Genomic DNA, 23,137 nt, shown 5'->3' on the forward strand with positions numbered 1-23,137 from the left:
GCAATCAGGCCTGGGTCGATTTCAGTTCAGCGCCGCGGCAGGACCGAAGAACTCGAAATGGGTCTGCGCCGGCGGCACGCCGAGCGCCTCCAGCTGGCGCTTGACCAGCGCCATGAAGGGCTTGGGACCGAGGAAATAGGCGTCCAGGTCGCGGCTGGCCGGCAGCCAGTCGGCCAGCCGCTGCAAGTCGAGCAGGCCGACCGCATCGACCTGATCGGCAGCATCGGCCTGGTCGTAGCAGTAGAAGCGCTGCAGCTGGGGATGGCGGGCGGCCAGGCCATCGACCGTCTCGCGGAAGGCGTGGCTGGCGCGGTCGCGGGCGCAGTGGATGAAATGGACCGGGCGCTCGGTGCCCAGCGCCGCCTCCAGCATGGCCAGGGTCGGGGTGATGCCGACCCCGCCGCTGATCAGCACCAGCGGCTTGTCGCTGTCGCGCAGCACGAAGTTGCCGGCCGGCGGGAACAGCTGCAGCACATCGCCGACCGCGACCTGGTCGTGCAGATGCTCGGACACCCGGCCACCGGGCTCGCGCTTGACGCTGATGCGCAGTTCGCTGCCGTTGGCGGCCGACGAGAGCGAGTAGTTGCGCCGCTGCTCCTGGCCGTCGAGGACCAGGCGCAGGCCGATGTACTGGCCCGGCTGGTGCGCGATCACCGGGCCGCCATCGACCGGGCTCAGGTAGAAGGAGGTGATGACGCTGCTCTCGGCCTGCTTGCGCGTGACGCGGAAGGCGCGCTCGCCGCGCCAGCCGCCCGGGGCAGCCTCGATCGCGGCATAGGTCTGCTCCTCGGCGCCGATCAGGATATCGGCCAGCTGCTGGTAGGCCGCGCCCCAGGCGTCGATCACGGCATCGGTGGCGATCTCGGCCCCCAGCACCTCGCGGATCGCGCGCAGCAGGCAGGCGCCGACGATCGGGTAATGCTCGGGCTTGACCTGCAGCGACACATGCTTGTGCACGATCTGCGCCGGCAGATTGCCCAGCGCCTCGAGGCGGTCGATATGCTTGGCATACATCAGCACGCTGTTGGCGAGCGCGCGCGGCTGGTCGCCGCTGGCCTGGTGGGCCTGGTTGAACAGCGGGCGCACCTCGGGATACTCGCCGAGCATGATGCGGTAGAAATGCTGGGTCAGGGTCTCGCCGCCGGTTTCAAGCAACGGGACGGTCGATTTCACAATGGCGCGCTGGGCGTCGGTCAACATAGGAGCTCCTCATCGGTGGGTTCGGTCAGGCCGGCTGGCCCTGCCCTCTCAAGGCAAGCGACATGCCAGGCGCAGGGGCGATACCGATCAAGCACTTGGCACGGACCGAGTCATATCGACTCAAAGTCTGTTAGAGTCATATTGACTACATCTGGTGTAAAAATGACTCCATCCGAATGGCTCAATGCCGTCGTGCCGCTGGTCGCCAACCTGCCGCAGAAGATGCCGGCGTCCGAGCGCTACCGGCGCCTGCTGGAAACGGTGCGGCGGCTGTTTGCCTGCGATGCGGTCGCGCTGCTGCGGCTCGAGAACGACTTCCTGCTGCCGCTGGCCATCGACGGCCTGAGCCCGGACACGCTGGGCCGGCGCTTCCGCATCGCCGAGCATCCGCGCTTGCAGCGCCTGCTCGAGGCCGGGCAGGCGACCCGGTTTCCGCCCGACAGCCCGCTGCCCGATCCCTACGACGGCCTGGTCGAGGCCAGCCAGGGCCAGCTCGAGGTGCATGACTGCATGGGGGTGGTGCTGCAGATGGAAGGCGAGCCCTGGGGCCTGCTGACGCTCGACGCGCTGACGCCGGGCCGCTTCACGCCGGCCCAGGTCGAGAGCCTGGGCGCCTTTGGCAGCTTCGCCGCCGCCACGGTCGCCGCCGCGACCCGCATCCAGCGGCTGGAGCAATGGGCCGAGAGCGAACACCTGCAGGCCGAGCGCTACCGGCGCGCCGCCAGCCAGGCCAGCCGACCCTTGCTCGGCCAGAGCCCGGTGTTCCGGCGCATGCTGAAGGAACTCGACCTGGTCGGCGCCAGCGACCTGACGGTGCTGATCACCGGCGAGACCGGGGTCGGCAAGGAGCTGGTGGCGCAGGCGCTGCACCAGCGCTCGGCCCGGCGCGACCAGGCCTTCGTCAGCCTGAACTGCGCCGCCCTGCCCGAGACCCTGGTCGAGAGCGAGCTGTTCGGCCATGTGCGCGGTGCCTTCACCGGCGCGGTCACGGAGCGGCAGGGCAAGTTCGAACTGGCCGATGGCGGCACCCTGTTCCTCGACGAGGTCGGCGAGCTGTCGCTGGCGGTGCAGGCCAAGCTGCTGCGCGTGCTGCAGAGCGGGCAGCTGCAGCGGCTCGGCTCCGACCGGGAGCACCGGGTCGACGTGCGCCTGATCGTCGCGACCAACCGCGACCTGGCCAGCGAGGTGCGGGCCGGCCGGATGCGGGCCGACATCTACCACCGGCTCAGCGTCTACCCGCTGCCGGTGCCGCCGCTGCGCGAGCGCGGCCGCGACGTGCTGCTGCTGAGCGGCTTCTTCCTGGAGGAAAACCGCTGCCGCCTCGGCATAGGCAGCCTGCGGCTGGAGCCGGACGCGCAGGAGGCGCTGCTGGCCTACGACTGGCCCGGCAATGTGCGCGAGCTCGAGCACCTGATCGGGCGCAGCGTGCTGAAGGCGCTCGGACGCCAGAGCCCGCGACCGCGCATCCTGAGCCTGAGCGCGCAGGACCTGGGCCTGCCCGGCCCCGACCCGATGGCGCGGCGCTGGGATGACGACTCGAGCTCGCTCGGCGCCCCGGCGCTCGCGCCGTCCGCTGCCCCGGCCCCCGGACTGCGCCAGGCCGTCGAGGCCTTCGAGCGCCGCCTGATCGAGCAATGCCTGCAGCGCCATCGGCACAACTGGTCCGCCGCCGCCAAGGAGCTGCAGATGGACCGCGCCAACCTGGCCCGGCTGGCCAGGCGGCTGGGCTACAACAGCCCGCCGCCGGCCAGCGGTACGTCGTGCGGCCGCGGCGCCGACAGGCCGTAGACTCGGGATCTTTTGGACTGCCGCCGATGGACCCCGCTTTTCGACAAGGTGCCCGCGAGGGCCTGCGCACCGTGCTGCCGTTCTCGGTCGGCACCCTGCCCTGGGCCATCGTGACCGGGCTGGCGATGCGCTCGACCGGGCTGAGCGAGCTCGAATCGATGGGCATGAGCCTGCTGGTGTACGCCGCCACCGCCCAGCTCGGCGCGCTGCCGCTGATCGCCTCGGGCGCGCCGCTGTGGCTGATCTTCCTGACCGGACTGGTGCTGAACCTGCGCTTCCTGATCTTCAGCGCCAGCATCGCACCGGCCTTCCACGACCGGCCCTGGGCCCAGCGCCTGGCCAGCAGCTACCTGCTGACCGACAGCGCCTTCACGCTGCTGTCGCCGCGCCTGCTGACGGCTGCGGCCCCGCAGTGGCGCTGGGGCTACTACATCGCGCCGGCGATCTACGGCTGGCTGCTGTGGCATGTCGGGGTGCTGATCGGCGTCTTCGGCGCCGACATCCTGCCGCGCGACTGGTCGCTCGAGTTCATGGCGACGATCGCGCTGATGGTGATGCTGGTGCCGATGGCGCGCACCCGCCCGATGCTGCTGGCGGCGCTCGCGGGCGGCATCTCGGCGGTGCTGCTGCGCGGCCTGCCGCTGCGGCTGGGCCTGTTCGCGGCGATCGCGATCGGCATCGCCACCGGCTTCGCGGCCGAACACTGGCAGACCCGGGGAGAAGAAAAATGATCGAAGGCTTCTGGCTCTGGCTCGCCTTCGGGCTGCTGTCGGCAACCACCTTCCTGACGCGCGGCAGCTTCATGCTGCTCGGGGAAAAAGGCCGGCTGCCACCGGCCTTGCAGCGCGCGCTGCGCTACGCCCCGGCTGCCGCGCTGGCGGCGCTGGTGGCGCCCGACCTGCTGCTGGTGCAGAACGAGATCCAGCCCTTCAATCCCAAGCTGCTGGCCGGGCTGGCGGTGATCGCGGTGGCGCTGCGCATGCGCAAGCCCTGGCTGCCCTTCCTGCTCGGCATGGCGGTGCTGATCGGCCTGCGCCAGGGCCTCGGAATGGGCGGCTGAGCCGTCACAAACCAGAGAGGACTCACATGACCTATCCCAGCTCCGACCGGACCCGGGTCTTCGGCATCGCCGGCCATTCCGGCATGGGCAAGACCACCCTGCTCGAGCGCCTGCTGCCCGAGCTGCGCGCGCGCGGCCTGACGGTGTCGCTGATCAAGCACAGCCACAAGGACATCGAGATCGACCGGCCCGGCAAGGACTCCTACCGGCTGCGCGAGGCCGGCTGCCACGAGGTGCTGCTGCTCGGCAACCAGCGCTGGGCGCTGATGCACGAGCTGCGCGGCGCCCCGGAACCCGCGCTCGAGGAGCTGCTGGTCCACATGCAGGCCTGCGACCTGGTGCTGGTCGAGGGCTTCAAGGGTGGCAACTTCCCCAAGCTCGAGGTCTGGCGTGCCGAACCGGGCCGCGAGCCACTGGCGGGCGCATGGCCGGGCATCATCGGCCTGGCGAGCGACGGCCCGCTGCCGGATGGCATCCCGCCGGGGCTGGCCAGGCTGGACCTGGCCGACATCGGCTCGATCGCCGACTTCGCGCTCAGGCACGCCGCGCAGCGCTGAACGCCGGACGGGTCCGGCCGGCACGGGGCCCGCCAGCCAGAACCCGACTGATCAGCGCGGCTGGTAGCCCGCGTTCTGCACCATCTGGCTCCAGGTGGCCCGGGTCGACTGCAGGCGCGCACCCAGCTGGGCCGGCGTGCTGCTGGCGGGGATGACGCCGAGCGCGCTCATCTTGTCGCCGAACTCGGCCGACTTGACGACCTTGGTGATCGCGCGGTTGTAGCGCTGCAGCAGCGCGGGCGGCAGGCCGGCAGGCGCGTACACCGCGGTGAAGATGACCTCCTCGTAGCCCTTGATGCCCTGCTCGGCATAGGTCGGCACATCGGGCAGCTGCGGCAGGCGACGGGTGCCGTTGACCGCGACGATGCGCAGCTTGCCGGCCTGGGCCTGCGGCAGCATGACGGCGACCGAGCCGATGCCGGCAGCGATCTGGCCCGCCACCAGGTCCTGCACGATGGGGGCATCGCCGCGATAGGGCGCCGAGACGAAATCGGTGCCGAGCGCGCGGCCGACGATGCCGACCGCGAAGTCGGGCGCGCTGGCCAGCGCCGGCACGCCGATATTGGCCTTGTCCGGATTGGCCTTGGCCCATTGCGCCAGCACGCGCAGGCCGCTGCCCTTGGTGCCGAGCAACGCGGTGCTGACCGCCATCAGGTCCGGGTTGATCGCGACCAGGCCGACCGGCGCGAAATCGCGCGCCGGATCGAAGCCGGGGTTCAGCAGCGTCAGCGGGATCATGGCCACGGTGTGGCTGTTCGAGACGAACAGGGTGTTGCCGTCCGGGCGCGCCGCCTTCAAGGCCTGGGCGGCGATCTGCCCGCCAGCGCCGGGCTTGTTCTCGACCAGCACATTGCGGCCGAGCTCCTGCTGCAGGCCATGGGCCAGATGGCGGGCGATGGCGTCGGTGCCGCCGCCGGCCGGGAAGCCGACCAGCAGCTTGATCGGCGCGGCATCGGTCTGGGCGGCAGCAGGCTGCAGCAGGGTGGCAGCCAGCAGGCAGGCGCCGGCCAGGCAGGACAAGGGCTGGGACAGGACTGGGAATCTCATGCGGACCTCGTGCGAAGAAAACAGGAAAACCATGGCGACAGGATTCAGGGCGAACCCGGATAGCTGCCCGGCAGCAGGATGTCGCGGCCGACGCGATCGATCCGGGTCTGGCCGCACAGCGCCATCGTGACGTCGAGCTCCTTGTGCAGGATCTCGAGGCAGCGGGTCACGCCGGCCTCGCCCAGGGCGCCCAAGCCGTACAGGAAGGGCCGGCCGATGTAGCAGCCGCGCGCGCCCAGGGCACGGGCGCGCAACAGGTCCTGGCCGCTGCGCACGCCGCCGTCCAGATGGACCTCGATGCGGTCGCGCACCGCGTCGACGATGGCCGGCAGCGCGCGGATGCTGGACTCGGCGCCGTCGAGCTGGCGCCCGCCATGGTTGCTCACGATCAGCGCATCGGCGCCGACCTCGAGCGCCAGCCGGGCGTCCTCGGGGTCGAGGATGCCCTTGAGGATCAGCTTGCCATCCCAGAGGCGGCGGATCCAGCGCACCGCGTCCCAGTCGAGCGTGGGATCGAACTGGCTGGCGGTCCATTCGGACAGCGAGCCCATGTCCTCCACCCCGCTGACATGGCCGACGATATTGCCGAACTGGCGCCGCCGGGTAGCCAGCATGCCGAGCGCCCAGCGCGGCTTGGTCGCGATGTCGAGCAGGTTGGCCAGCGTGGGTCGCGGCGGCGTCGAGAGGCCGTTCTTGATGTCCTTGTGGCGCTGGCCCAGGATCTGCAGGTCCAGCGTCAGCACCAGCGCCGTGCAGCCGGCGGCCTTGGCGCGCGCGATCAGGCGCTCGATGAAGGCGCGGTCCCGCATCACGTAGAGCTGGAACCAGAAGCCCGCTCCAGCCTGCTCGGCCACGTCCTCGATCGAGCAGATGCTCATGGTCGAGAGCGTGAACGGCACGCCGAACTTGCGCGCCGCGCGCGCGGCCAGGATCTCGCCGTCGGCATGCTGCATGCCGGTCAGGCCGGTCGGCGCCAGCGCCACCGGCATGGCGACCTCTTGCCCAACCATGGTGGTGCGGGTGCTGCGCCCCTCCATGTTGATCGCCACCCGCTGGCGGAACTTGATCGCCTGGAAATCGGCCTCGTTGGCGCGGTAGGTGCTCTCGGTCCAGCTGCCGGAATCAGCGTAGTCGTAGAACATGCGCGGCACCCGCTTGCGGGCGAGACGGCGCAGGTCGTCAATGTGGGTGATCGGGGTCATGACCCGAGCTTAAACCAGCCGGAAGCTCACTCACCCATCATCCCGATCCCGCCGGTTGCTGGCCCAGATCGACAGGATCAGCCAGATGCTGCCAAGCCCGGCGCCCAGGAAGCCGAGCAGGCCGAACACCGGCAGGCCGAGCCAGCTCGGGCCGCCCGGCACCGTCATGACGATGGCCGAGCCGATGATCAGCGCCGCGATCACGATGCCGACCACCAGTCGGTTCGCCGCGCGGTCGAGCTGGTTGCCGATCCGGCGCAGGTCGAGCACGTCGATGTGGATGTCGAGCCGGCCCTTGCGCGCCGCGCGCAACAGGCGCGACAGGTCCTGCGGCAGTCCGGTCAGCAGGCCGAGCAGCTCGCTGATGCTGCGCCAGCCGCGCCCGAGCAGGGCCGCGGGCTGGTAGCGTTCGCGCAGCAGCTGGCGCAACAGCGGCAGCGCCTCGCCGGCCATGTCGAAATCCGGGTCGAGCTCGCGGCCCATGCCCTCGAGCGTGACGAAGGCCTTGACCAGCAGGCTCAGGTCGGCCGGCAGCGCGACATGGTGGCGACGCAGGATGGCGACCACATCCGACAGCAGCGCCGCCAGCTTGAGCTGCCGCAGCGGCAGGCCGCGGTATTGCTCGACGAAGGCCTCGATCTCGGCCACCAGCGCCTCGTGGTCGACCGCACCGTCGCCGCTCCAGTCGGTCAGCACGTCGGCGACGCGGGCCGGCTCCTGCTGCACCAGGCCCAGCAGCAGCGCCATCAGCTGCTCGCGCCGCGGCTCGGACAGGCGCCCGACCATGCCGAAGTCGATGAAGGCGATCCGGTTGCCCGGCAGGTAGAACACGTTGCCCGGATGCGGATCGGCATGGAAGAAGCCGTCCTGCACGATCATCTTGAGCACCGCGCGCGCGCCCCGGCGCGCCAGCACCTTGCGGTCCAGCCCGGCGGCATCGACCTCGGCCAGCTTGCGCCCCGGTATGCCGGCGATGTAGTCCTGCACGCAGACCCGCTCGCCACTCCATGGCCAGTGCACGCGCGGCACCACGATCAGCGGCGCGGCCTGCAGCAGCTCGCCGCCGCCGGGCCGGGGCTGGCTGGCGTCGACATCGGCATAGCCCTCGAACTGCTGGGCAATCCGGCTCGCGTTGCGGCATTCGACCGCGAAGTCGAGCTCGTTGCGCAGCGACTTGCCGAACTGCTGCACCACCTGCTGCGGGCTGAAGGTGCGCAGCTCGGGGCTCTCGGACTCGGCCAGCTGCGCCAGCCGCAGCAGCCAGCGCAGGTCGGCCTCGATCACCGGCCGGATGCCGGGCCGGCGCACCTTGACCACCACCTCGGTGCCGTCTTGCAGCCGGGCCCGGTGCACCTGGGCGATCGAGGCCGCCGCCAGCGGCTCCGGATCGAAGGCCGCGAACACCTGCTCGGGCGGACCACCGAGGTCCTCGACGAGCTGCGGCAGCAGCCGCTCGTAGGGCACGGGCGGCGCGCTGTCCTGCAACTGGCTGAATTCGGCGATCCACTCGGGCTCGAACAGGTCGACCCGGGTCGCCAGCACCTGGCCCAGCTTGACGAAGGTCGGCCCGAGCTCCTCGAGCACGCGCCGCAGCCGCTGCGGCGGCGTCAGATGGGTCAGCTCATGGCTGTCGCGCCAGTGCAGCGCGCGGCCAGCGTCCTCGAGCGCGTCGGACAGGCCGAAGCGCTGCACCAGGTCGCCAAAGCCGTAGCGGATCAGGACCGAGGCGATGTCATGCAGGCGGCCCAGGTCGCGGACCGAGGCGAGCGCCTGCCACAGCATCAGGCGTCCTTGCCGCCTGCGCTGCCTGCACCGCCCTTGCCGGCCTGGGCATCGGCCTTGGCCGCCGGCTTGATCTGCTCGGCCAGGCCGCCCAGCACGCCGGCGGCGATCTGGCGCAGCAGGTCGCTGCTGGCCTGGGCCAGCTTGAGCCCGGCGTCGAGCTGGGCCCGGCCAACCTCGCCGAGCTGCTGCGCCGTCGTCAGCCAGCCCTGCTGCAGCTGGGCCCCGACGGCCGAACCGTGCAGGCGGGAATGGGCCAGCAGCTCGGACAGGATGACGCCGGCCGCGTCGCGCGTGCGGCTGGCGGTGGACTGCAGGGTCTCGAGGAACATCTGCTCGAGCTGCTCGAAATCGGAGCGGGCGCGGCTCAGGTCGGTGGCCGAGAAGGCCTGCGCCTTGCCGGCCGCCTCCTGCAGCGCCAGGCTGGCGCCCTGCGCCAGCTGGGCCAGCGCCGCGTCGAGTCCGGCGACGACCTGCTGCAATTGCTCCTTGGCCTGGCCGGTCTGGGCCAGCGCCGGCTGCAGCAGCGGCTGGGCACCCGCCAGCGCGCCATTGAGCACGGCCTGGCTCAGCTCGCGCAGCGCGGCCAGGTCGAACTTGCCGCTGCTGATCTGGGCCAGGGTCAGCTGCCGGACCTGCTCCTGCAGATCCAGGCCCTGCTCGACCGCACGCTTGACATCGGCCTCGAGTTGCGAGGCGGCGCTGTTGCCGGCCTGAGACTGTTCGGACTGCTGTTTCGGGTTTGCCATCGCATGTTCTCCGGGTAGTGGCCTATGAGATTACAGGATATCGATGGCGAGTCTCGCCCATCGCGCCAGGACTGGCAAGAAGGAGGCGCTCGCCGGCTCAGGCGATCAGGCGCACGGCATTCCTGCCATCGGCCTTGGCCTGGTAGAGCGCGAGATCGGCACGCTTGATCCAGCTCTGCGGCGAGTCGTCGGGCCGGCATTGCGCCACGCCGAAGCTGGCCGTCACCTGGCCCACGGTCTCGAAGGGCTGTTCGGCCAGCAGGACGCGCAGCTTCTCGGCCAGGCGGACGGCCTCGTCGGCGTCGCAATGCGGCATCATGACGACGAACTCCTCGCCGCCCCAGCGCGCCAGCGTATCGGCCGCCCGCAGGTTGCACTGCACCAGCCGGGTCAGGCCGACCAGCACCGCATCGCCTGCCGGATGCCCGTAGCGGTCGTTGACATCCTTGAAATGGTCGATGTCGAACATCAGCAGCGACAGCGGCTCGCCGTAACGGCGCGACTGGGTCAGCTCGCGCTGGAGTTCCTGCTCGAAATAGCGCCGGTTCCAGGCCCCGGTCAGGGTATCGGTGGTGGCCAGGTTGCTGAGCTGGGCGTTGGCGATCTGCAACTCGCGGTTGGCGGCCTCGGCGGCGTCGCGCGCCTGGCGCAGCGCCAGCTCGTTGGCCTTGCGCCGGCTGATGTCGCGGGTCACGCCCAGGATGCCGCTCGGGCACTGCTGCTCGTCGAGCAGCAGCGTCAGGCTCGAGGTATGCCAGCACCAGCCGCCCTCGGCATGGCGGATCCGGTACTCGAGGCTGCTGGTCTTCTCGCGCAGGCTGCTATGCCAGGCAGGCCAGTCGTCCGGATGCACGAAGCGGGTGTAATGCTGTCCGATCACAGCGGCGGGGTCGGTGCCGAGCTGGTCGCGCCAGTTGGGCGAGACATACTGGAAGCAGCCCTGCAGGTCCAGGGTGTAGATGATGTCGTTGGCCTGCTCGACGAAGGTGCGGAACTTCTTCTCGCTGATCTTGAGCTCGTCTTCGAGCCGCTGCCGCTGGGCGATGTCCTGCTCGAGCCGGGTCGCCAGGTCGAGCTGGGCCCAGTGGCCGCGCAGCAGCAAGGCGGCAATGCCCAGCAGCAGCAGCGCGGCGAGTCCGATCTTCCAGATCCGGGCATACCAGTCGCGCAGCCAGACCCGGTCATGCTCGCCCTGATAGACGATCAGCGGCAGCCCCTCGACCTTGCGCAGCACGCCCAGCTGCGGCTGGCCATCGAGTTGCGAGACACGGCGGCCGACACTGACATCGACATTGCCTTCGATGAAGGCCCGGATCATAGGACTGTCGATGGACTTGCCGACCACGCCGGCCAGCGCCGGCTTGCGCGCCACCACCTGCAGCTGGGAATCGATCAAAGTGATCACCCCATGGGGGCCGGTGTCGATGCGGTCGAGCAGCGCCGAAAACATCGTGGTGTCGAGCCCGATGACCGCAAAGCCATTGCCCATCGGACCCGGTCCCGGAATGCGCCGGGCCTGGGCCACGGCGTAGCGACCGAAGTTCGACATCACCATCGGCGAAACCACCGATTCGATCGCCGGGTACTGGCGCAACTTCACGCAATAGTCGCGCTCGCTGGCATCGAAGTAGGACTGGAAGCGGGCGTCATGGGTGTAGCGCCGGATGCAGGCCGGGCTGAACAGGCCCAGGCTGTGGGCATGCGGCAAGGTCTGCCGCTTGGCATCGAGCCAGTTCACCCAGCGGGCCCGCTGCTCGGCAGAAACGCGCTCCGGGTCGAGTTCGGACTGCGGAAAGTTGGTGACGACATCGCGCAACAGGTAGTCCGAGGTCTGGAAGGCCCCCTTGACCCATTCGCTGACCAGCAGGGCGTCGTTCTGCAGCCGGAGCGCGGTCCTGGCATAGGCGTTTTCATGGAGGCGCTTGAGCTCCCAGACCGCCATCATCACGACCAGCAGGCAGAACGCGAGGAAAAGCAGCAGGCTGCGCACATACGGTTGCCTGTTCAGTCTTGGCTCAGTCCCCACTGCTTGTCTCTGTTTTTTATTTGAGAAATTTGATTGTAAGCATAAGTTTTGAACGGCGAAAAAAAACCCGCCACGGTGGGCGGGTTTAACTCGGCCGCCACCCTGACCAGGGTGGCTGTGGCAGTCGATTACTGCTTGACGGCCTCGACCTGCAGCACGATGCGGACATTCTTCGGGAAGCCCCAGTCGATGCCGTAGTTGACGCCGAAGGCGGAGCGGTCGATGGTCGCCTCGAAGTCGCCACCGCAGACTTCGCGCTTGAGCATCGGGCTTTCGTAGCAGTTGAACTGGTTGGCCTTGAAGCTCACCGGCTGGGTCTTGCCGAGCAGGGTCAGCTGGCCCTGGACCTCGCTCACCTTGTCGCCGTTGAAGACGAACTTGTCGGACACGAAGCGGGCCTTGGGGAACTGGGCCGCGTTGAAGATGTCGGCGCTCTGCAGGTGCTTGTCGAAGGCGGCGGTGCCCGAGTTGACCGAAGCGATGTCCAGGCTGATGTCGACCTTGCCGGTCTTGGCGGCGCGGTCGAACTCGATCGTGCCTTCCTTCTTGTCGAAGCGGGCGCGGTTGACCGAGGCGCCGAAGTGGCTGATCTCGAAGGTCGCGAAGGTGTGGGTCGGGTCGATGGTGTAGGTGGCGGCCTGGGCGGCACCGGCCGACAGCAGGGCAGCGGCGATCAGGGTCAGGGACTTGCGCATGGGGTGAACTCCAGTAAGGATGAAACGGAAGGAATGGATGGATTTACAGCTTGCCCACGCCGGTCAGCGCGAGCTTGAACTTGACCTGCACCTCGTCGGCCACCATCGAGGTGTCGGCCCACTCGTTCTCGCCGATCTTGAACGCCAGGCGCTTGATCGGGAAGGCACCGGTGGCGGTGGTGACGGCGCCGCTCTGCGTCAGCGTGACGGGCACGACGACATCGCTGCTGGCGCCCTTGATCGCGAGCTTGCCGGCGATCTCGAACTTGCCGCCGCCCAGGGCCTTGACGGCGCCGGACTGGAAGGTGGCCTTCGGGAACTTGGCGGTGTTGAACCAGACCGGCTTGGGCAGCTCGGCATCGGCTTCCTTGCTGATCGAGACGCTGGCCAGGTCGACGCTGAAGGCGATCTTGGTCGCGGCGGGCTTGGCCGGCTCAAAGGCGATCTGGCCGTCGAACTGGCGGAAGCGCCCTTCGACCGGAACGCCCATCTGCTTGCTGACGAAGGTGATCTCGCTTTGCGCCGGCACCAGCTTCTGCTGGGCATGGGCGGGGCCGAAGGCGGCAGCAGCCGCCAGGGTCAGGATCACGGCAAAAAACTTCTGCTTCATGGGAAACGCTCCAGAAAAATCCAGTTCAAACCAGGGGCCGGCTGCGTTCAGCGGCCAAACCACATGCGCTGCAGCAGGCCGTCGCGGTCGATCAGCACATGCTTGAGCGCGCCGGCCACATGCAGGCCCGCCAGCAGCAGCATCGCGACCGCCGACAGCTCATGCCAGGGCTTGATGAACTCGGCCAGCGCCTTGTCGACCGGCACGAAGTCGGGCAGCGGCAGCACGCCAAACAGCACGATCGGGAAACCGGCCGCCGAGCTGTAGGCCCAGCCGATCAGCGGCACCGCGAAGAACAACAGGTACAGGCCATGGTGGGTCGCATGGTGGGCGACCGTCTGCCAGCGCGGCATGGCCTGCTCGATCTTGGCCGGCAGCGCGGGCGGGCGATGGGTCAGGCGCCAGAGCAGGCGCAGCGCGGACAGCAGCAGGATCACGACGCCGGCCCATTTGTGCCAGCTGTAGAGCTGCAGCCGCTGCGGCGAGAACGGCAGGTCGGCCATGTAGGAACCGAGCACGAAGATGCCGATCAGCGCTGCGGCCAGCAGCCAGTGCAGCAGGACGGCAAAGCCGTGGTAGCGGGCGATGGGTGAGGAGGTACTCGACATGCAAACTAGTTTAGGAACTGGGCCTGGCCGGTGGAGACAAGCCGCTTGAAGCCTTGATTCGAAAAATTCGAATACCAATGGGTAGAAAACAACCCGAAATCTGCGCAGGCCGCAGCACCGGGCCGCGCTCGACCGGCAAGCGCCTCAGGAGCGGTAGAGGGAGGCCGCGCCGTCGGGACGGGTCTTGAAGCGGCGATGCAGCCAGTGATACTGGCCCGGCATGGTCCGGACATAGCCCTCGAGCTGCTGGTTCATGAAGCGGGCATCGACCAGGTCGTCGCCGCTCGGATAGCCGGTCCAGGCCGCCATGACCTCGACCTGGTAGCCGCCCGGCACCAGGCGGCAGATCCAGGGCACGACCGGCACGCCAGCGGCCTTGGCCAGCCGGGGCAGCGAGGTCACGGTGGCCGCTTCCTGCCCGAAGAACTCGACGAACACCGAATCGCGCGCGCCGAGGTCCATGTCGGGCAGCAGGCAGAGCGCCGCGCCTTCGCGCAGACCCTTGAGCAGCGGACGCACCCCTTCCCTGCGCGACACCAGCCGGGGCGCGGCGTAGCGCTGCCGGCCCTCGCGTATCCAGCGGTCCATGCCGGGCTTGCGCTGCGGCGCGTAGAAGGTCCACCAGTTGCGCTTGATCGTATGCGTCAGCCGAGTCCAGCCGGCATCCATGCCGTAGAAATGCGGCACGAAGCACAGCACGGCATCACCTTGCTCGAGCTGCTCGACCCGGCCGGTCAGCGCGACGCGCTGCTCGACCAGCTTCGGGTCGCCATGCCAGAGCCAGACCCGGTCGACGAAGCTCTGGCCGAAGCTCACGAAGGTCTCGCGTGCCCAGCGCGCACGCTGGCCGGGCTCGGCTTCGGGAAAGCAGAGCTCGAGGTTGCGCTCGACGATGGAGCGACGCCGGCGCGCGAAGGCCCACAGTGCCAGGCCGAAGGCCGCCCCGGCCGCGCGGAACATCGGCAGCGGCAGTCTGGCCAACCAGCGCTGGGCAAGATCGGAAACGGAACGGACGGGAGAGGTCAAGACAGGCCAGGATGGACGGGAAGCCGCCATTATCCCGAATGCCCTGGCCCGGCAGGGAAATAGGCCTTGTGCCGCACACGGGCAGGGCTGGGTCGGCCTAAACTCGAAAATTGTCCCAACTGCCAAGTTCAAGTTCCATGTCCCACTCCCCCACCCTCTTCGATCCGGTCCAGGTCGGCGCCTGGAAGCTGCCCAACCGCGTCGTGATGGCACCGCTGACGCGCAACCGCGCCCCGGGCGGCATCCCGACCGCCATCATGGCGACCTACTACGGCCAGCGCGCCAACCCCGCCACCGGCGCCGGCCTGATCATCAGCGAAGGCACGCCGGTCTGCGAGCAGGGCTACGGCTACTCCGACACGCCTGGCATCCACACCCCCGAGCAGGTCGAGGCCTGGAAGCCGGTGACCGCCGCCGTGCATGCCCAAGGCGGCCACATCGTCTGCCAGATCTGGCATGTCGGCCGGATCTCGCATGTCGAGCTGCAGCCGAACGGCCAGGCGCCGGTCGCGCCATCGGCCGTGCGCGCCAACGCCAAGTGCTACCTGATCAAGGACGAGAACGGGCAGCGCAGCGGCGGCTTCGTCGACTGCTCGGAGCCGCGCGCCCTCGGCATCGACGAGATTGCCGGCGTGGTCGAGAGCTTCGCCCAGGGCGCGCGCAACGCGATCGCCGCCGGCTTCGACGGCATCGAGATCCACGGCGCCAACGGCTACCTGCTCGACCAGTTCCTGCGCGAGGAATCGAACCGGCGCGATGACGCCTACGGCGGCTCGATCGAGAACCGCTGCCGCATCGTGGTCGAGGTGGTGCGCGCCTGCTGCGACGCCATCGGCGCCGACCGCGTCGGCCTGCGCCTGTCGCCGGTGATGGAAGGCAATGGCGCGGTCTGCGACCCGCAGGCCCAGGCCATCCACGAGCATCTGCTGCGCCAGCTGGCCCCGCTGGGCCTGGCCTTCCTGCACCTGATCGAGGGCCAGACCGGCGGCGCGCGCGACCACAAGCCCTTCGACTATGCCGCGCTGCGCCAGGCCTACCGCGATGCCGGTGGCAAGGGCGCCTGGATGGTCAACAACGGCTACGACCGCTCGCTGGCCGAGCAGTCGCTGGCCGGGGGCGCCGACCTGGTCGCCTTCGGCAAGGGCTTCATCGCCAACCCCGACCTGACCGAGCGCCTGCGCCGCGGCGGCCCGTTCAACGAACCCGATCGCGCCACCTTCTACGGCGGCGGCGAGGCAGCCAAGGGCTATACCGACTACCCGGCGCTGGGCTAAGCGAACGCCGGCTGCTCCTGCTCTGGCAGCTCTGGCACCGGCTGCGCCCAATCGGACGGGAGCCGACCGGCCTCGGCATAGGCCTCGAAGTCGGGGAGCGCCATCGGGACCGAGAACCAGTAGCCCTGGAACAGCCGGCAACCCAGGCCCGACAACAACTGCCAATGCTCGGCGTTCTCGACGCCCTCGGCGATCACCTGCAGGCCCAGGCTGCGGCCGAGCACGAGCACGGTGCCGACGATCGCGCTGTCACGGTCCTGGCGCCCGAGTTCGGCAACGAAGCTCTTGTCGATCTTGATCTGCTCGAGCGGCAGCCGCCTGAGGTACTGCAGCGAGGAATAGCCGGTCCCGAAATCGTCGAGCGCAAAGGCGATGCCGGCTGAGCGCAGCTGGTGCATCTTGGCGCTGACCTGGTCGAAATCCTGCAGCAGCACCCCTTCGGTCAGCTCGAGCTTGAGTCGGCCCGGCACCACGCCGTGGTAGTCGATCAGGCCGAGCACGGTGGCGACGAAACCGGCCTGCTGCATCTGCAGCGCACTGACATTGACCGCCAGCGACCAGCCCGCCTTGCCGGGTTCGCGCGACCATCGCGCCAGCTGGCGGCAGGCCTGCTCGAGCACGGACTGGCCCAGCGGCAGGATCAGCCCGGTGCGCTCGGCCAGCGGGATGAACTCGCCTGGAGCGACCAAGCCACGCTCCGGGTGGCGCCAGCGCACGAGTGCCTCGGCACCGATCAGCCGGCCCTTGCCATCGTGCTGGGGCTGGTAGAACAGCTCGAACTGGCTGCCTGTGATGCCATCGCGCAACTCGCGCTCCTGGGTCGAGGTTTCGGAGAGGTCGGACTGCAGCAGATGCAGCAGGATCAGCAGGGTGCCGATGGCTGCGATCGAGGTGATCCACGATCCAGGTACGCGCAGGCTGTCGGGCAAGGCATAGCTGGTGGGCAGGCCGAACTGCGTCGCGCTCAACAGCACGAACAGCGTCAGGAACAGCAAGGGCAGGCCCTGGCGCAGCAAGGAATTGCCGTGACGAAAGACGACGATCGAGAAGATCGCCATCGGCAGCAGGTAGAGATGGGCGGTGCGCGGCGCGGCCGGCGTCGGCAGGTCAAGGAAGATCGCATGACCGAGCACCACGAGCAGCAGGCCCGGCAGCAGGGTCAGCGCGGCACGATGCAGTTGCCCGGTTCGGGCGAGGCGGCCCCCACGGAGGGCGAGTAGGCACAGAAAGGCATCCGTCGCGACGATCAGCCAATCGCAACGCCAGGCGAAGAACAGGCCCCAGCCCAGCGACAGCAGCAGGGTGACCGCGCTCGAGGCCAGCAGCATGCGGCGGACACGCCGCTGGTGCAGTTCGCTGCCTGAGCCGGGGCTGTCCGAGGAATGGCGCGGCATTCTGGCCTCAGACCGGGCTGTCGATCCGGATCCAGGTCGTCTTGAGCTCGGTGTACTTGTCGAAGGCGTGCAGCGACTTGTCGCGCCCGATGCCGCTCTGGCGGAAGCCGCCAAACGGCACAGTGATGTCGTCGCCGTCGTACTGGTTGACATGCACGGTGCCGGCGCGCAGCGCGCGCGCCACGCCGTGCGCCTTGTTCAGGTCGCGCGTCCAGACCGCCGCCTGCAGCCCGTAGGGGCTGTCGTTGGCCTGGCGCACCGCGTCGGCCGCGTCGCGGAAGGACAGCACGCTGAGCACCGGACCGAAGATTTCCTCGCGCGCGATCCGCATCTCGTTCGTGACGCGGTCGAAGATGGTCGGCTGCACATAGCAGCCACCGGCCACCGGCTCGACCGCCGATCCGCCGGCCAGCAGGCGCGCGCCCTGCTCGCGGCCGGACTCGATATAGCCCAGCACGGTATCGAGCTGGGTCGGGTCGACCAGCGCGCCCATCAGGGTGCCGGGAGCGAGCGGATCGGCCGGCTGGTACTTGGGCAGCATGGCCAGCGCCTTGTCCAGGAAGGCGTCCTTGATCGATTCCTCGACGAACAGGCGCGAGGGCGCGTTGCAGCTCTCGCCCTGGTTGAAGAAGATGCTGCCGACAGCGGCATCGACCGCACGGTCGAGGTCCGGGCAGTCGGCGAACACGATATTGGGCGACTTGCCGCCAAGCTCGGTCCAGGCGCGCTTGAGGTTGCTCTGCCCGGCCATGACATGGATCTGCTTGCCGACCCGGGTCGAGCCGGTGAAGGCGATGCCGTCGACATCCAGGTGCAGCGCGAGCGGACTGCCGGCCTCCGGGCCGTAGCCCGGCACCACGTTGAAGACGCCGGGCGGAATGCCGGCCTCGAGCGCCAGATCGGCCAGCCGCAAGGCGGTCAGCGGGCTTTTCTCGCTGGGTTTCAGCACCACCGAGTTGCCGGCCGCCAGCGCCGGCGCGATCTTCCAGGCCGCCATCAGCAGCGGGTAGTTCCAGGGCACGATGACGCCGACCACGCCGAGCGGCTCGCGCGTGATCAGGGCCAGCGAATCGGCCGCGGTCGGCGCGATCTCGTCGTAGACCTTGTCGATCGCCTCGCCATACCAGCGGATGCAGTTGGCGGCCGCCGCGACATCGACGCTGCGCGCGAAGCGCAGCGGCTTGCCCATGTCCAGGCATTCGGTCAGCGCGAGTTCATCGCGGTGCGCCAGCAGCAGCTCGGCCAGCTTGATCAGCACCCGCTTGCGCTGCGCCGGTGGCTGGCCAGCCCAGCGCCGGCCCTCGAAGGCGGCACGCGCGGCGGCTACCGCCGCATCGATGTCGGCCGCGCCGCAGCGCGCGACCTGGGCAATCAGCCGGCCATCGACCGGCGAGCGGTCATCGAAGGTCTGGCCATCCTGTGCGGCAACGCGCTGGCCGTTGATCAGCGCGCGGCCGTCGAAATTCGGGGAGCTGGTATCGGTCATGGGACTCCAGGACTGGGAAGGTCCAGCTAGCTTAGCGCCAAGCAGGGCCGGCAGCCAAGCCGTCGGACGGAATGGCTGCCGGTACCGGCCTCAGCTGCGGCTGGCAGCCGCGATCTCGCGCTCGCGCCGGCGGGTCTGGCGCGCGACCCAGACGCTGTAGGCCACGATCACCACCGTCACGGTCGTGATCAGCAGCGTCGCGGCGGCATAGATGGTCGGGTTGATGCCGCGCCGCGCATAGCCGAAGATCACCTGCGGCAGCGTGTTGACGCCCGGGCCCGACAGGAACTCCGAGATCACCACGTCGTCGAAGGACAGCGTGAACGACAGCAGGAAGGCCGCCAGGATGGCCTGGAAGATGTTCGGCAGCGTCACCAGGAAGAAGACCTGGTGCGGGCGCGCGCCGAGGTCCATCGCGGCCTCCTCGATCGCGCGGTCCATCTCGAGCAGGCGCGACTGGACCACCACCATCGCATAGGCCATGCCCATCAGCGTGTGGCCCAGGATGATAGTCAGCATGCCGCGCTCGGGCCAGCCCAGCAGGTTCTGCGCGCCGACCATCAGCAGCAGCAGCGACAGGCCGATCACGACCTCGGGCATCACCAGCGGCGCATTGACCATGCCCGAGAACAGGGTGCGGCCGAAGAAGCGCTTGTAGCGCACCAGCACGAAGGCGGCGAAGGTACCCAGGGTGGCCGACAGCACCCCGGTCACCGCGGCGACCTTGAGCGACAGGAAGAAGCCTTCGACGATCTTGCTGTCGCGCGTCAGCGCCTCGTACCAGCGCAGCGAGAAGCCCGTGAAGCGGGCGTCCTGGCGCGTGCTGTTGAACGAGAACACCACCATGAACAGCAGCGGCAGGTAGAGGAAGGCATAGACCAGCAACAGCCAGGCCTTGCCGAGGTGCTTTTCGAGGAATTTCATCATCGCTGCGACTCCCGCTCAGTGCCTGCCATCGGCCTGCTGGCCATGGCGCCGGTAGTACAGGGCCAGCGGCACCACGATGACCCCGATCATCACCACCGCCAGCGCCGACGCGCGCGGCCAGTTGTTGGCAGTGAACATCTCGTCCCAGACCACGCGGCCTATCATCAGGTTCTCCGGCCCGCCGAGCAGGGACGGGATCACGAACTCGCCCAGCGCCGGAATGAAGACCAGCATGAAGCCGGCGATGATGCCGGCCCTGGACAGCGGCACCGTCACCAGCCAGAACGCCTTCCAGGGCGTGGCGCCCAGGTCGTAGGCGGCCTCCAGCAGCCGGTAGTCGAGCTTGACCAGGTTGGCATAGAGCGGCAGCACCATGAAGGGCAGGTAGACATAGGTCATGCCGACCAGCATCGAGACGTCGGTGTAGAGCATCTGGATCGGCTCGGACGTCAGCCCGAGCGCGAGCAGCAGCTGGTTGAGCAGGCCCTGGTCGGCCAGGATGCCCTTCCAGGCATAGACCCGCAGCAGGAAGCTGGTCCAGAACGGCAGCATCACCATCATCAGCAGCGCCGGGCGGACATGGGCACTGGCGCGCGCCAGGAAATAGGCAAACGGGTAGCCGACCGCCAGGCACAGCGTCGCGGTCGCGAAGGCATACTTGAGCGAACGGCCATAGGCCTCGAGGTAGAGGGTGTCGAACAGCGCCCCGCCCTCGGCGCGGAAGATCGAACTGTAGTTCTCGTACTTGAGGTTGAGCACCCCGCTCGCGCTGTCCCACAGCGGCTTGAACGGATGGATGTCGTTGCCCATCTCGACGAAGCTGATGTAGGCCAGGATCAGGAAGGGCAGGAAGAAGAACAAGGCCAGCCAGGTGAAGGGCAGGCCGATCACGAACTCGCGCCCGAGCAGGCGGAAGAAGCGGTGCATCGCGGCCTCCCTCAATCGCGCAGCGCGACGCCGTCGGTGTCGTCCCACCAGAAGAAGACCTCGTCCTCCCAGGTCAGGTCGAGCAGGTCGTGGCGCGAGCCGTTGGGCTCGGTGATCTTGACCTTGGTGCCGTCCGAGGTGACGACGATGAAGGTGTTGAAGCTGCCGAAGTAGGCGATCTCCTTGACCCGGCCGCGGAACAGGTTGCGGTCGATGCTGGCGGGGCGCTGCTTGGCGATGCTGATCTTCTCCGGGCGCACCGCCAGCGTCACCGGCATGCCGAGCGTGCCGCTGATGCCATGGCCGACCTCCATCTCGCCGAGCGCGGTCGTGACCGCGCAGCGGTCGGCCTCGTCGAGGCTGAGCTTGCCGTCGAACAGGTTGACGTTGCCGATGAAGTCGGCGACGAAGCGGTTGGACGGGAACTCGTAGACCTCCTTCGGGCTGCCGACCTGCAGCACCCGGCCCTTGCTCATGATCGCGATCCGGTTGGCCATGGTCATGGCCTCCTCCTGGTCATGGGTCACCATGACGCAGGTCACGCCCACGCTCTCGATGATGTTGACCAGCTCGAACTGGGTCTGCTCGCGCAGCTTCTTGTCGAGCGCACCGAGCGGCTCGTCGAGCAGCAGCAGCTTGGGCTTCTTGGCCAGGCTGCGCGCCAGCGCGACCCGCTGCTGCTGGCCGCCCGACAGCTGGTGCGGCTTGCGCTTGGCGTAGGCGCCCAGCTGCACCAGGTCCAGCATCTCGCCGACGCGGCGCTTGATCTCGTCCTTCGGACAGCCCTCGCGCTTGAGGCCGAAGGCCACGTTCTCCCAGATGTCCAGGTGCGGGAACAGCGCGTAGTTCTGGAACATCATGTTGATCGGACGCTCGTAGGGCGGCAGGCCGGCGACGTCCTGGCCGCCGAGCAGGATGCGACCCGAGCTCGGCGTCTCGAAGCCGGCCAGCATGCGCAGCAAGGTCGACTTGCCGCAGCCCGAACTGCCCAGCAAGGCAAAGATCTCGCCCTGGCGGATCGACAGGTTGACCTCGTCGACCGCGACTGCCTCGTCGAAGCGCTTGACCAGGTCTTCGGTGACCAGATAGCCCTCTTTCATCTCTGCCATGGTGGCCCTCGGAATGCCCAAATGCTGTGTCGAAAAAAAGGGCTGTTTGCACCAAACAGCCCTGCTTCACCGGACGAGCCGGCGGATCACTTGCCTTGCTTGAACGCGTTGTAGGCGTTGGCCATGGCTTCGCGGGCTTCGTTGCTGAAGCTGCTCGGCGGCACCATCTTGGCCAGGTAGGCCGACTCGACGAAGATGGTCTTGTTGCCGGCGATCGCCGGCTCGACCTTGTCGAGCGCAGCCTTGTTGCCGGTGTTGTAGTTCATCTCGTTGGCCATCTTGGCCGCGTTCTCGGGGCGCAGGTAGAACTCGATGAACTTGTGCGCGTTGTCCGGGTGCTTGGCATCCTTGGTCAGCGCGATGGTGTCGAAGAAGCTCAAGGCGCCGCTGCTCGGCAGCAGGGCCTCGATCACGTCGGTCGAGCCGTTTTCCTTGGCACGGCCGGCCGCGATATTGATGTCGCCAGCCCAGCCGACCACCGCACAGGCCTTGCCGCCCGCGACATCGTCGATCATGGTCGCGCTGAACAGGCGGATGTCCTTGCGCACCTTGCCGAGCATCTCGGTCGCCGCCTTGTAGTCGGCCGGATCGTTCGAGTAGGCGTCCTTGCCGATGTAGTGCAGCGCAGCCGGCAGGATCTCGGTCGGCGAATCCAGGTAGGCGATGCCGCAGGACTTGAGCTTGGCGGTGTACTCGGGCTTGAACACCAGGTCCCAGGCGTTCTCGGGCATGGGGGTCTTGCCCAGCGCCTTCTCGACCTTGGTCTTGTTGATGCCGACGGTGGTGAAGCTCCAGCCCCAGGGCACCAGGTACTTGTTGCCCGGATCGGCCTTGTCGAGGATCTTCATCACGTCCGGGTCGAGGTTGGCCAGGCTGGGCAGCTTGGACTTGTCGAGCGGCTGCAGCAGGCCGCCCTCGATCTGCGGCTTGGCGAACACGGCGCCCGGCACCACGATGTCGTAGCCGGTGTTGCCGGCGACCAGCTTGGCATGCAGCGCCTCGTTGGTCTCGAAGGTGTCGTAGTTGACCTTGATGCCGGTTTCCTGCTCGAAGGCGGCAATCATGCCGTCAGGAATGTAGTCCGGCCAGTTGTAGATGTTGAGGACCTTCTCCTCGGCGGCGACCGGAGCGGCTGCCGGCGCCTGGGCCACCGGCTCCTCCTTCTTGCCACAAGCCGCCAGGGCAGCGACCGCAACGGTCGCCAGCAACAGAACACGTTTTTGCATCATTTTTCCTGTTTCAGGTGATCGGTGGTCCAGGCCATGGCCTGACCGGCAAGGCCTTGCATTTCCCGTGCCAGGCATCTCGGGACATTGTAGTCAAAGGGTCGCTGCAAAACCGTGCATTTCTTGCGCCGCCCGGGGGTATCCCAGGTCTCTCCATGTACCCCTAAGGGGTATTTATTCCTGGTCTTCCAGGCAGATCATGCCTTCGCCGCTCCGGATCTGCTTGCCCAGGACTTTTGTTGCTATCTCTTATGACTAATTTTTAAAAGATAGTCGTAGTAGTAGAAGGTAGAACAAGTCTGTGGATAAGTGATTTTTCAAAAAACAGATCAAAATCTTGCAAAATTTAAAACCCTGTGAATAACAGCTATCCTGTGGATATCTTTGGGTATAGCAACTTCCGGCCCGTGAAATATTCTGTGGATAACATCGAAGTTGCCAGAT

Annotated in this window: 21 protein-coding genes; 5 read left to right on the top strand and 16 right to left on the bottom strand. The window is 68.0% G+C overall.

What is annotated here, in order from left to right; all coding sequences use genetic code 11:
* Positions 1-21: 21 nt before the first annotated feature.
* Entirely contained in the window at positions 22-1,200 is a 1,179-nt protein-coding gene (gene hmpA, locus C6P64_RS05635) for an NO-inducible flavohemoprotein (RefSeq protein ID WP_105747616.1), read from the bottom strand.
* A 162-nt stretch (positions 1,201-1,362) separates the two neighbouring features.
* On the opposite strand from hmpA, the gene norR reads away from it, so the two are divergent.
* Genes norR through mobB form a run of 4 tightly spaced genes read left to right on the top strand, consistent with a single transcriptional unit; the run spans position 1,363 to position 4,605 of the window.
* On the top strand, positions 1,363-2,988 hold the full coding sequence (norR, locus tag C6P64_RS05640; protein WP_105747617.1) for a nitric oxide reductase transcriptional regulator NorR: 1,626 nt from the start codon (positions 1,363-1,365) through the stop codon (positions 2,986-2,988).
* 26 nt (positions 2,989-3,014) lie between these two features.
* Positions 3,015-3,719 carry an AzlC family ABC transporter permease gene (locus C6P64_RS05645; protein ID WP_105747618.1) on the top strand — a complete coding sequence of 235 codons (705 nt, stop codon included), beginning with the start codon at positions 3,015-3,017 and terminating at the stop codon, positions 3,717-3,719.
* Complete coding sequence (locus C6P64_RS05650; RefSeq protein WP_105747619.1) at positions 3,716-4,048, top strand: AzlD domain-containing protein; 333 nt, start codon at positions 3,716-3,718, stop codon at positions 4,046-4,048. The genes C6P64_RS05645 and C6P64_RS05650 overlap by 4 nt, the downstream gene beginning before the upstream one ends.
* Before the next feature lie 26 nt (positions 4,049-4,074).
* Positions 4,075-4,605 (top strand): molybdopterin-guanine dinucleotide biosynthesis protein B, encoded by a 531-nt coding sequence (gene mobB / locus C6P64_RS05655; protein ID WP_105747620.1) that lies wholly within the window; start codon positions 4,075-4,077, stop codon positions 4,603-4,605.
* Positions 4,606-4,656: 51 nt separating this feature from the next.
* Here the strand turns inward: mobB and C6P64_RS05660 are convergent, their stop codons facing one another.
* The 9 genes from C6P64_RS05660 to C6P64_RS05700 all read right to left on the bottom strand — a co-directional run bounded on the left by C6P64_RS05660 (position 4,657) and on the right by C6P64_RS05700 (position 14,350).
* A complete protein-coding gene (locus tag C6P64_RS05660; RefSeq protein ID WP_105747640.1) occupies positions 4,657-5,652 on the bottom strand; it encodes a tripartite tricarboxylate transporter substrate-binding protein in 996 nt (331 codons plus the stop codon).
* A 44-nt stretch (positions 5,653-5,696) separates the two neighbouring features.
* Positions 5,697-6,854, bottom strand: a complete 1,158-nt coding sequence (locus C6P64_RS05665; protein ID WP_105747621.1) for an alpha-hydroxy acid oxidase — start codon at positions 6,852-6,854, stop codon at positions 5,697-5,699.
* A 30-nt stretch (positions 6,855-6,884) separates the two neighbouring features.
* Complete coding sequence (locus tag C6P64_RS05670) at positions 6,885-8,636, bottom strand: ABC1 kinase family protein (RefSeq protein ID WP_105747622.1); 1,752 nt, start codon at positions 8,634-8,636, stop codon at positions 6,885-6,887.
* Positions 8,636-9,385: a DUF6781 family protein gene (locus tag C6P64_RS05675; protein WP_146115861.1), complete on the bottom strand. Its 750-nt coding sequence runs from the start codon at positions 9,383-9,385 to the stop codon at positions 8,636-8,638. The genes C6P64_RS05670 and C6P64_RS05675 overlap by 1 nt, the downstream gene beginning before the upstream one ends.
* A 97-nt stretch (positions 9,386-9,482) precedes the next feature.
* Positions 9,483-11,375, bottom strand: coding sequence for a diguanylate cyclase (locus tag C6P64_RS05680; RefSeq protein WP_105747623.1), 1,893 nt, complete (start codon positions 11,373-11,375; stop codon positions 9,483-9,485).
* 164 nt (positions 11,376-11,539) lie between these two features.
* Entirely contained in the window at positions 11,540-12,106 is a 567-nt protein-coding gene (locus C6P64_RS05685; protein WP_105747624.1) for a YceI family protein, read from the bottom strand.
* 43 nt (positions 12,107-12,149) lie between these two features.
* Complete coding sequence (locus C6P64_RS05690) at positions 12,150-12,716, bottom strand: YceI family protein (RefSeq protein ID WP_105747625.1); 567 nt, start codon at positions 12,714-12,716, stop codon at positions 12,150-12,152.
* A 47-nt stretch (positions 12,717-12,763) separates the two neighbouring features.
* Positions 12,764-13,324, bottom strand: coding sequence for a cytochrome b (locus C6P64_RS05695; RefSeq protein ID WP_105747626.1), 561 nt, complete (start codon positions 13,322-13,324; stop codon positions 12,764-12,766).
* Positions 13,325-13,468: 144 nt separating this feature from the next.
* Positions 13,469-14,350 (bottom strand): lysophospholipid acyltransferase family protein, encoded by an 882-nt coding sequence (locus tag C6P64_RS05700; protein WP_170073048.1) that lies wholly within the window; start codon positions 14,348-14,350, stop codon positions 13,469-13,471.
* A 137-nt stretch (positions 14,351-14,487) separates the two neighbouring features.
* Between C6P64_RS05700 and C6P64_RS05705 the strand changes: the two genes are divergently transcribed.
* The gene (locus C6P64_RS05705) at positions 14,488-15,624 is read left to right on the top strand and encodes an alkene reductase (protein WP_105747628.1); all 1,137 of its coding nucleotides are present in this window, start codon (positions 14,488-14,490) and stop codon (positions 15,622-15,624) included.
* Here the strand turns inward: C6P64_RS05705 and C6P64_RS05710 are convergent.
* The 6 genes from C6P64_RS05710 to C6P64_RS05735 form a co-directional block, all read right to left on the bottom strand.
* On the bottom strand, positions 15,621-17,018 hold the full coding sequence (locus tag C6P64_RS05710) for a putative bifunctional diguanylate cyclase/phosphodiesterase (protein ID WP_105747629.1): 1,398 nt from the start codon (positions 17,016-17,018) through the stop codon (positions 15,621-15,623). The genes C6P64_RS05705 and C6P64_RS05710 overlap by 4 nt on opposite strands.
* A gap of 7 nt (positions 17,019-17,025) precedes the next feature.
* Positions 17,026-18,504, bottom strand: coding sequence for an aldehyde dehydrogenase (locus C6P64_RS05715; RefSeq protein ID WP_105747630.1), 1,479 nt, complete (start codon positions 18,502-18,504; stop codon positions 17,026-17,028).
* A 90-nt stretch (positions 18,505-18,594) separates the two neighbouring features.
* Positions 18,595-19,431: an ABC transporter permease gene (locus C6P64_RS05720; RefSeq protein ID WP_105747631.1), complete on the bottom strand. Its 837-nt coding sequence runs from the start codon at positions 19,429-19,431 to the stop codon at positions 18,595-18,597.
* A 15-nt stretch (positions 19,432-19,446) separates the two neighbouring features.
* On the bottom strand, positions 19,447-20,358 hold the full coding sequence (locus C6P64_RS05725) for an ABC transporter permease (RefSeq protein ID WP_105747632.1): 912 nt from the start codon (positions 20,356-20,358) through the stop codon (positions 19,447-19,449).
* Between the two features lie 11 nt (positions 20,359-20,369).
* Entirely contained in the window at positions 20,370-21,467 is a 1,098-nt protein-coding gene (locus C6P64_RS05730; protein WP_105747633.1) for an ABC transporter ATP-binding protein, read from the bottom strand.
* An 86-nt stretch (positions 21,468-21,553) separates the two neighbouring features.
* Positions 21,554-22,693, bottom strand: a complete 1,140-nt coding sequence (locus tag C6P64_RS05735) for an extracellular solute-binding protein (protein ID WP_105747642.1) — start codon at positions 22,691-22,693, stop codon at positions 21,554-21,556.
* Positions 22,694-23,137 lie beyond the last annotated feature (444 nt).

This window comes from Malikia granosa (genome assembly GCF_002980595.1).
Classification (GTDB): Bacteria; Pseudomonadota; Gammaproteobacteria; order Burkholderiales; family Burkholderiaceae_C; genus Malikia; species Malikia granosa.

What these genes read in the sequence shown, in the direction of transcription:
- hmpA (WP_105747616.1), bottom strand. Translation starts at nt 1,200, where the DNA reads ATGTTGACCGACGCCCAGCGCGCCATTGTGAAATCGACCGTCCCGTTG.
- norR (WP_105747617.1), top strand. Translation starts at nt 1,363, where the DNA reads ATGACTCCATCCGAATGGCTCAATGCCGTCGTGCCGCTGGTCGCCAAC.
- C6P64_RS05645 (WP_105747618.1), top strand. Translation starts at nt 3,015, where the DNA reads ATGGACCCCGCTTTTCGACAAGGTGCCCGCGAGGGCCTGCGCACCGTG.
- C6P64_RS05650 (WP_105747619.1), top strand. Translation starts at nt 3,716, where the DNA reads ATGATCGAAGGCTTCTGGCTCTGGCTCGCCTTCGGGCTGCTGTCGGCA.
- mobB (WP_105747620.1), top strand. Translation starts at nt 4,075, where the DNA reads ATGACCTATCCCAGCTCCGACCGGACCCGGGTCTTCGGCATCGCCGGC.
- C6P64_RS05660 (WP_105747640.1), bottom strand. Translation starts at nt 5,652, where the DNA reads ATGAGATTCCCAGTCCTGTCCCAGCCCTTGTCCTGCCTGGCCGGCGCC.
- C6P64_RS05665 (WP_105747621.1), bottom strand. Translation starts at nt 6,854, where the DNA reads ATGACCCCGATCACCCACATTGACGACCTGCGCCGTCTCGCCCGCAAG.
- C6P64_RS05670 (WP_105747622.1), bottom strand. Translation starts at nt 8,636, where the DNA reads ATGCTGTGGCAGGCGCTCGCCTCGGTCCGCGACCTGGGCCGCCTGCAT.
- C6P64_RS05675 (WP_146115861.1), bottom strand. Translation starts at nt 9,385, where the DNA reads ATGGCAAACCCGAAACAGCAGTCCGAACAGTCTCAGGCCGGCAACAGC.
- C6P64_RS05685 (WP_105747624.1), bottom strand. Translation starts at nt 12,106, where the DNA reads ATGCGCAAGTCCCTGACCCTGATCGCCGCTGCCCTGCTGTCGGCCGGT.
- C6P64_RS05690 (WP_105747625.1), bottom strand. Translation starts at nt 12,716, where the DNA reads ATGAAGCAGAAGTTTTTTGCCGTGATCCTGACCCTGGCGGCTGCTGCC.
- C6P64_RS05695 (WP_105747626.1), bottom strand. Translation starts at nt 13,324, where the DNA reads ATGTCGAGTACCTCCTCACCCATCGCCCGCTACCACGGCTTTGCCGTC.
- C6P64_RS05705 (WP_105747628.1), top strand. Translation starts at nt 14,488, where the DNA reads ATGTCCCACTCCCCCACCCTCTTCGATCCGGTCCAGGTCGGCGCCTGG.
- C6P64_RS05710 (WP_105747629.1), bottom strand. Translation starts at nt 17,018, where the DNA reads ATGCCGCGCCATTCCTCGGACAGCCCCGGCTCAGGCAGCGAACTGCAC.
- C6P64_RS05715 (WP_105747630.1), bottom strand. Translation starts at nt 18,504, where the DNA reads ATGACCGATACCAGCTCCCCGAATTTCGACGGCCGCGCGCTGATCAAC.
- C6P64_RS05720 (WP_105747631.1), bottom strand. Translation starts at nt 19,431, where the DNA reads ATGATGAAATTCCTCGAAAAGCACCTCGGCAAGGCCTGGCTGTTGCTG.
- C6P64_RS05725 (WP_105747632.1), bottom strand. Translation starts at nt 20,358, where the DNA reads ATGCACCGCTTCTTCCGCCTGCTCGGGCGCGAGTTCGTGATCGGCCTG.
- C6P64_RS05730 (WP_105747633.1), bottom strand. Translation starts at nt 21,467, where the DNA reads ATGGCAGAGATGAAAGAGGGCTATCTGGTCACCGAAGACCTGGTCAAG.
- C6P64_RS05735 (WP_105747642.1), bottom strand. Translation starts at nt 22,693, where the DNA reads ATGCAAAAACGTGTTCTGTTGCTGGCGACCGTTGCGGTCGCTGCCCTG.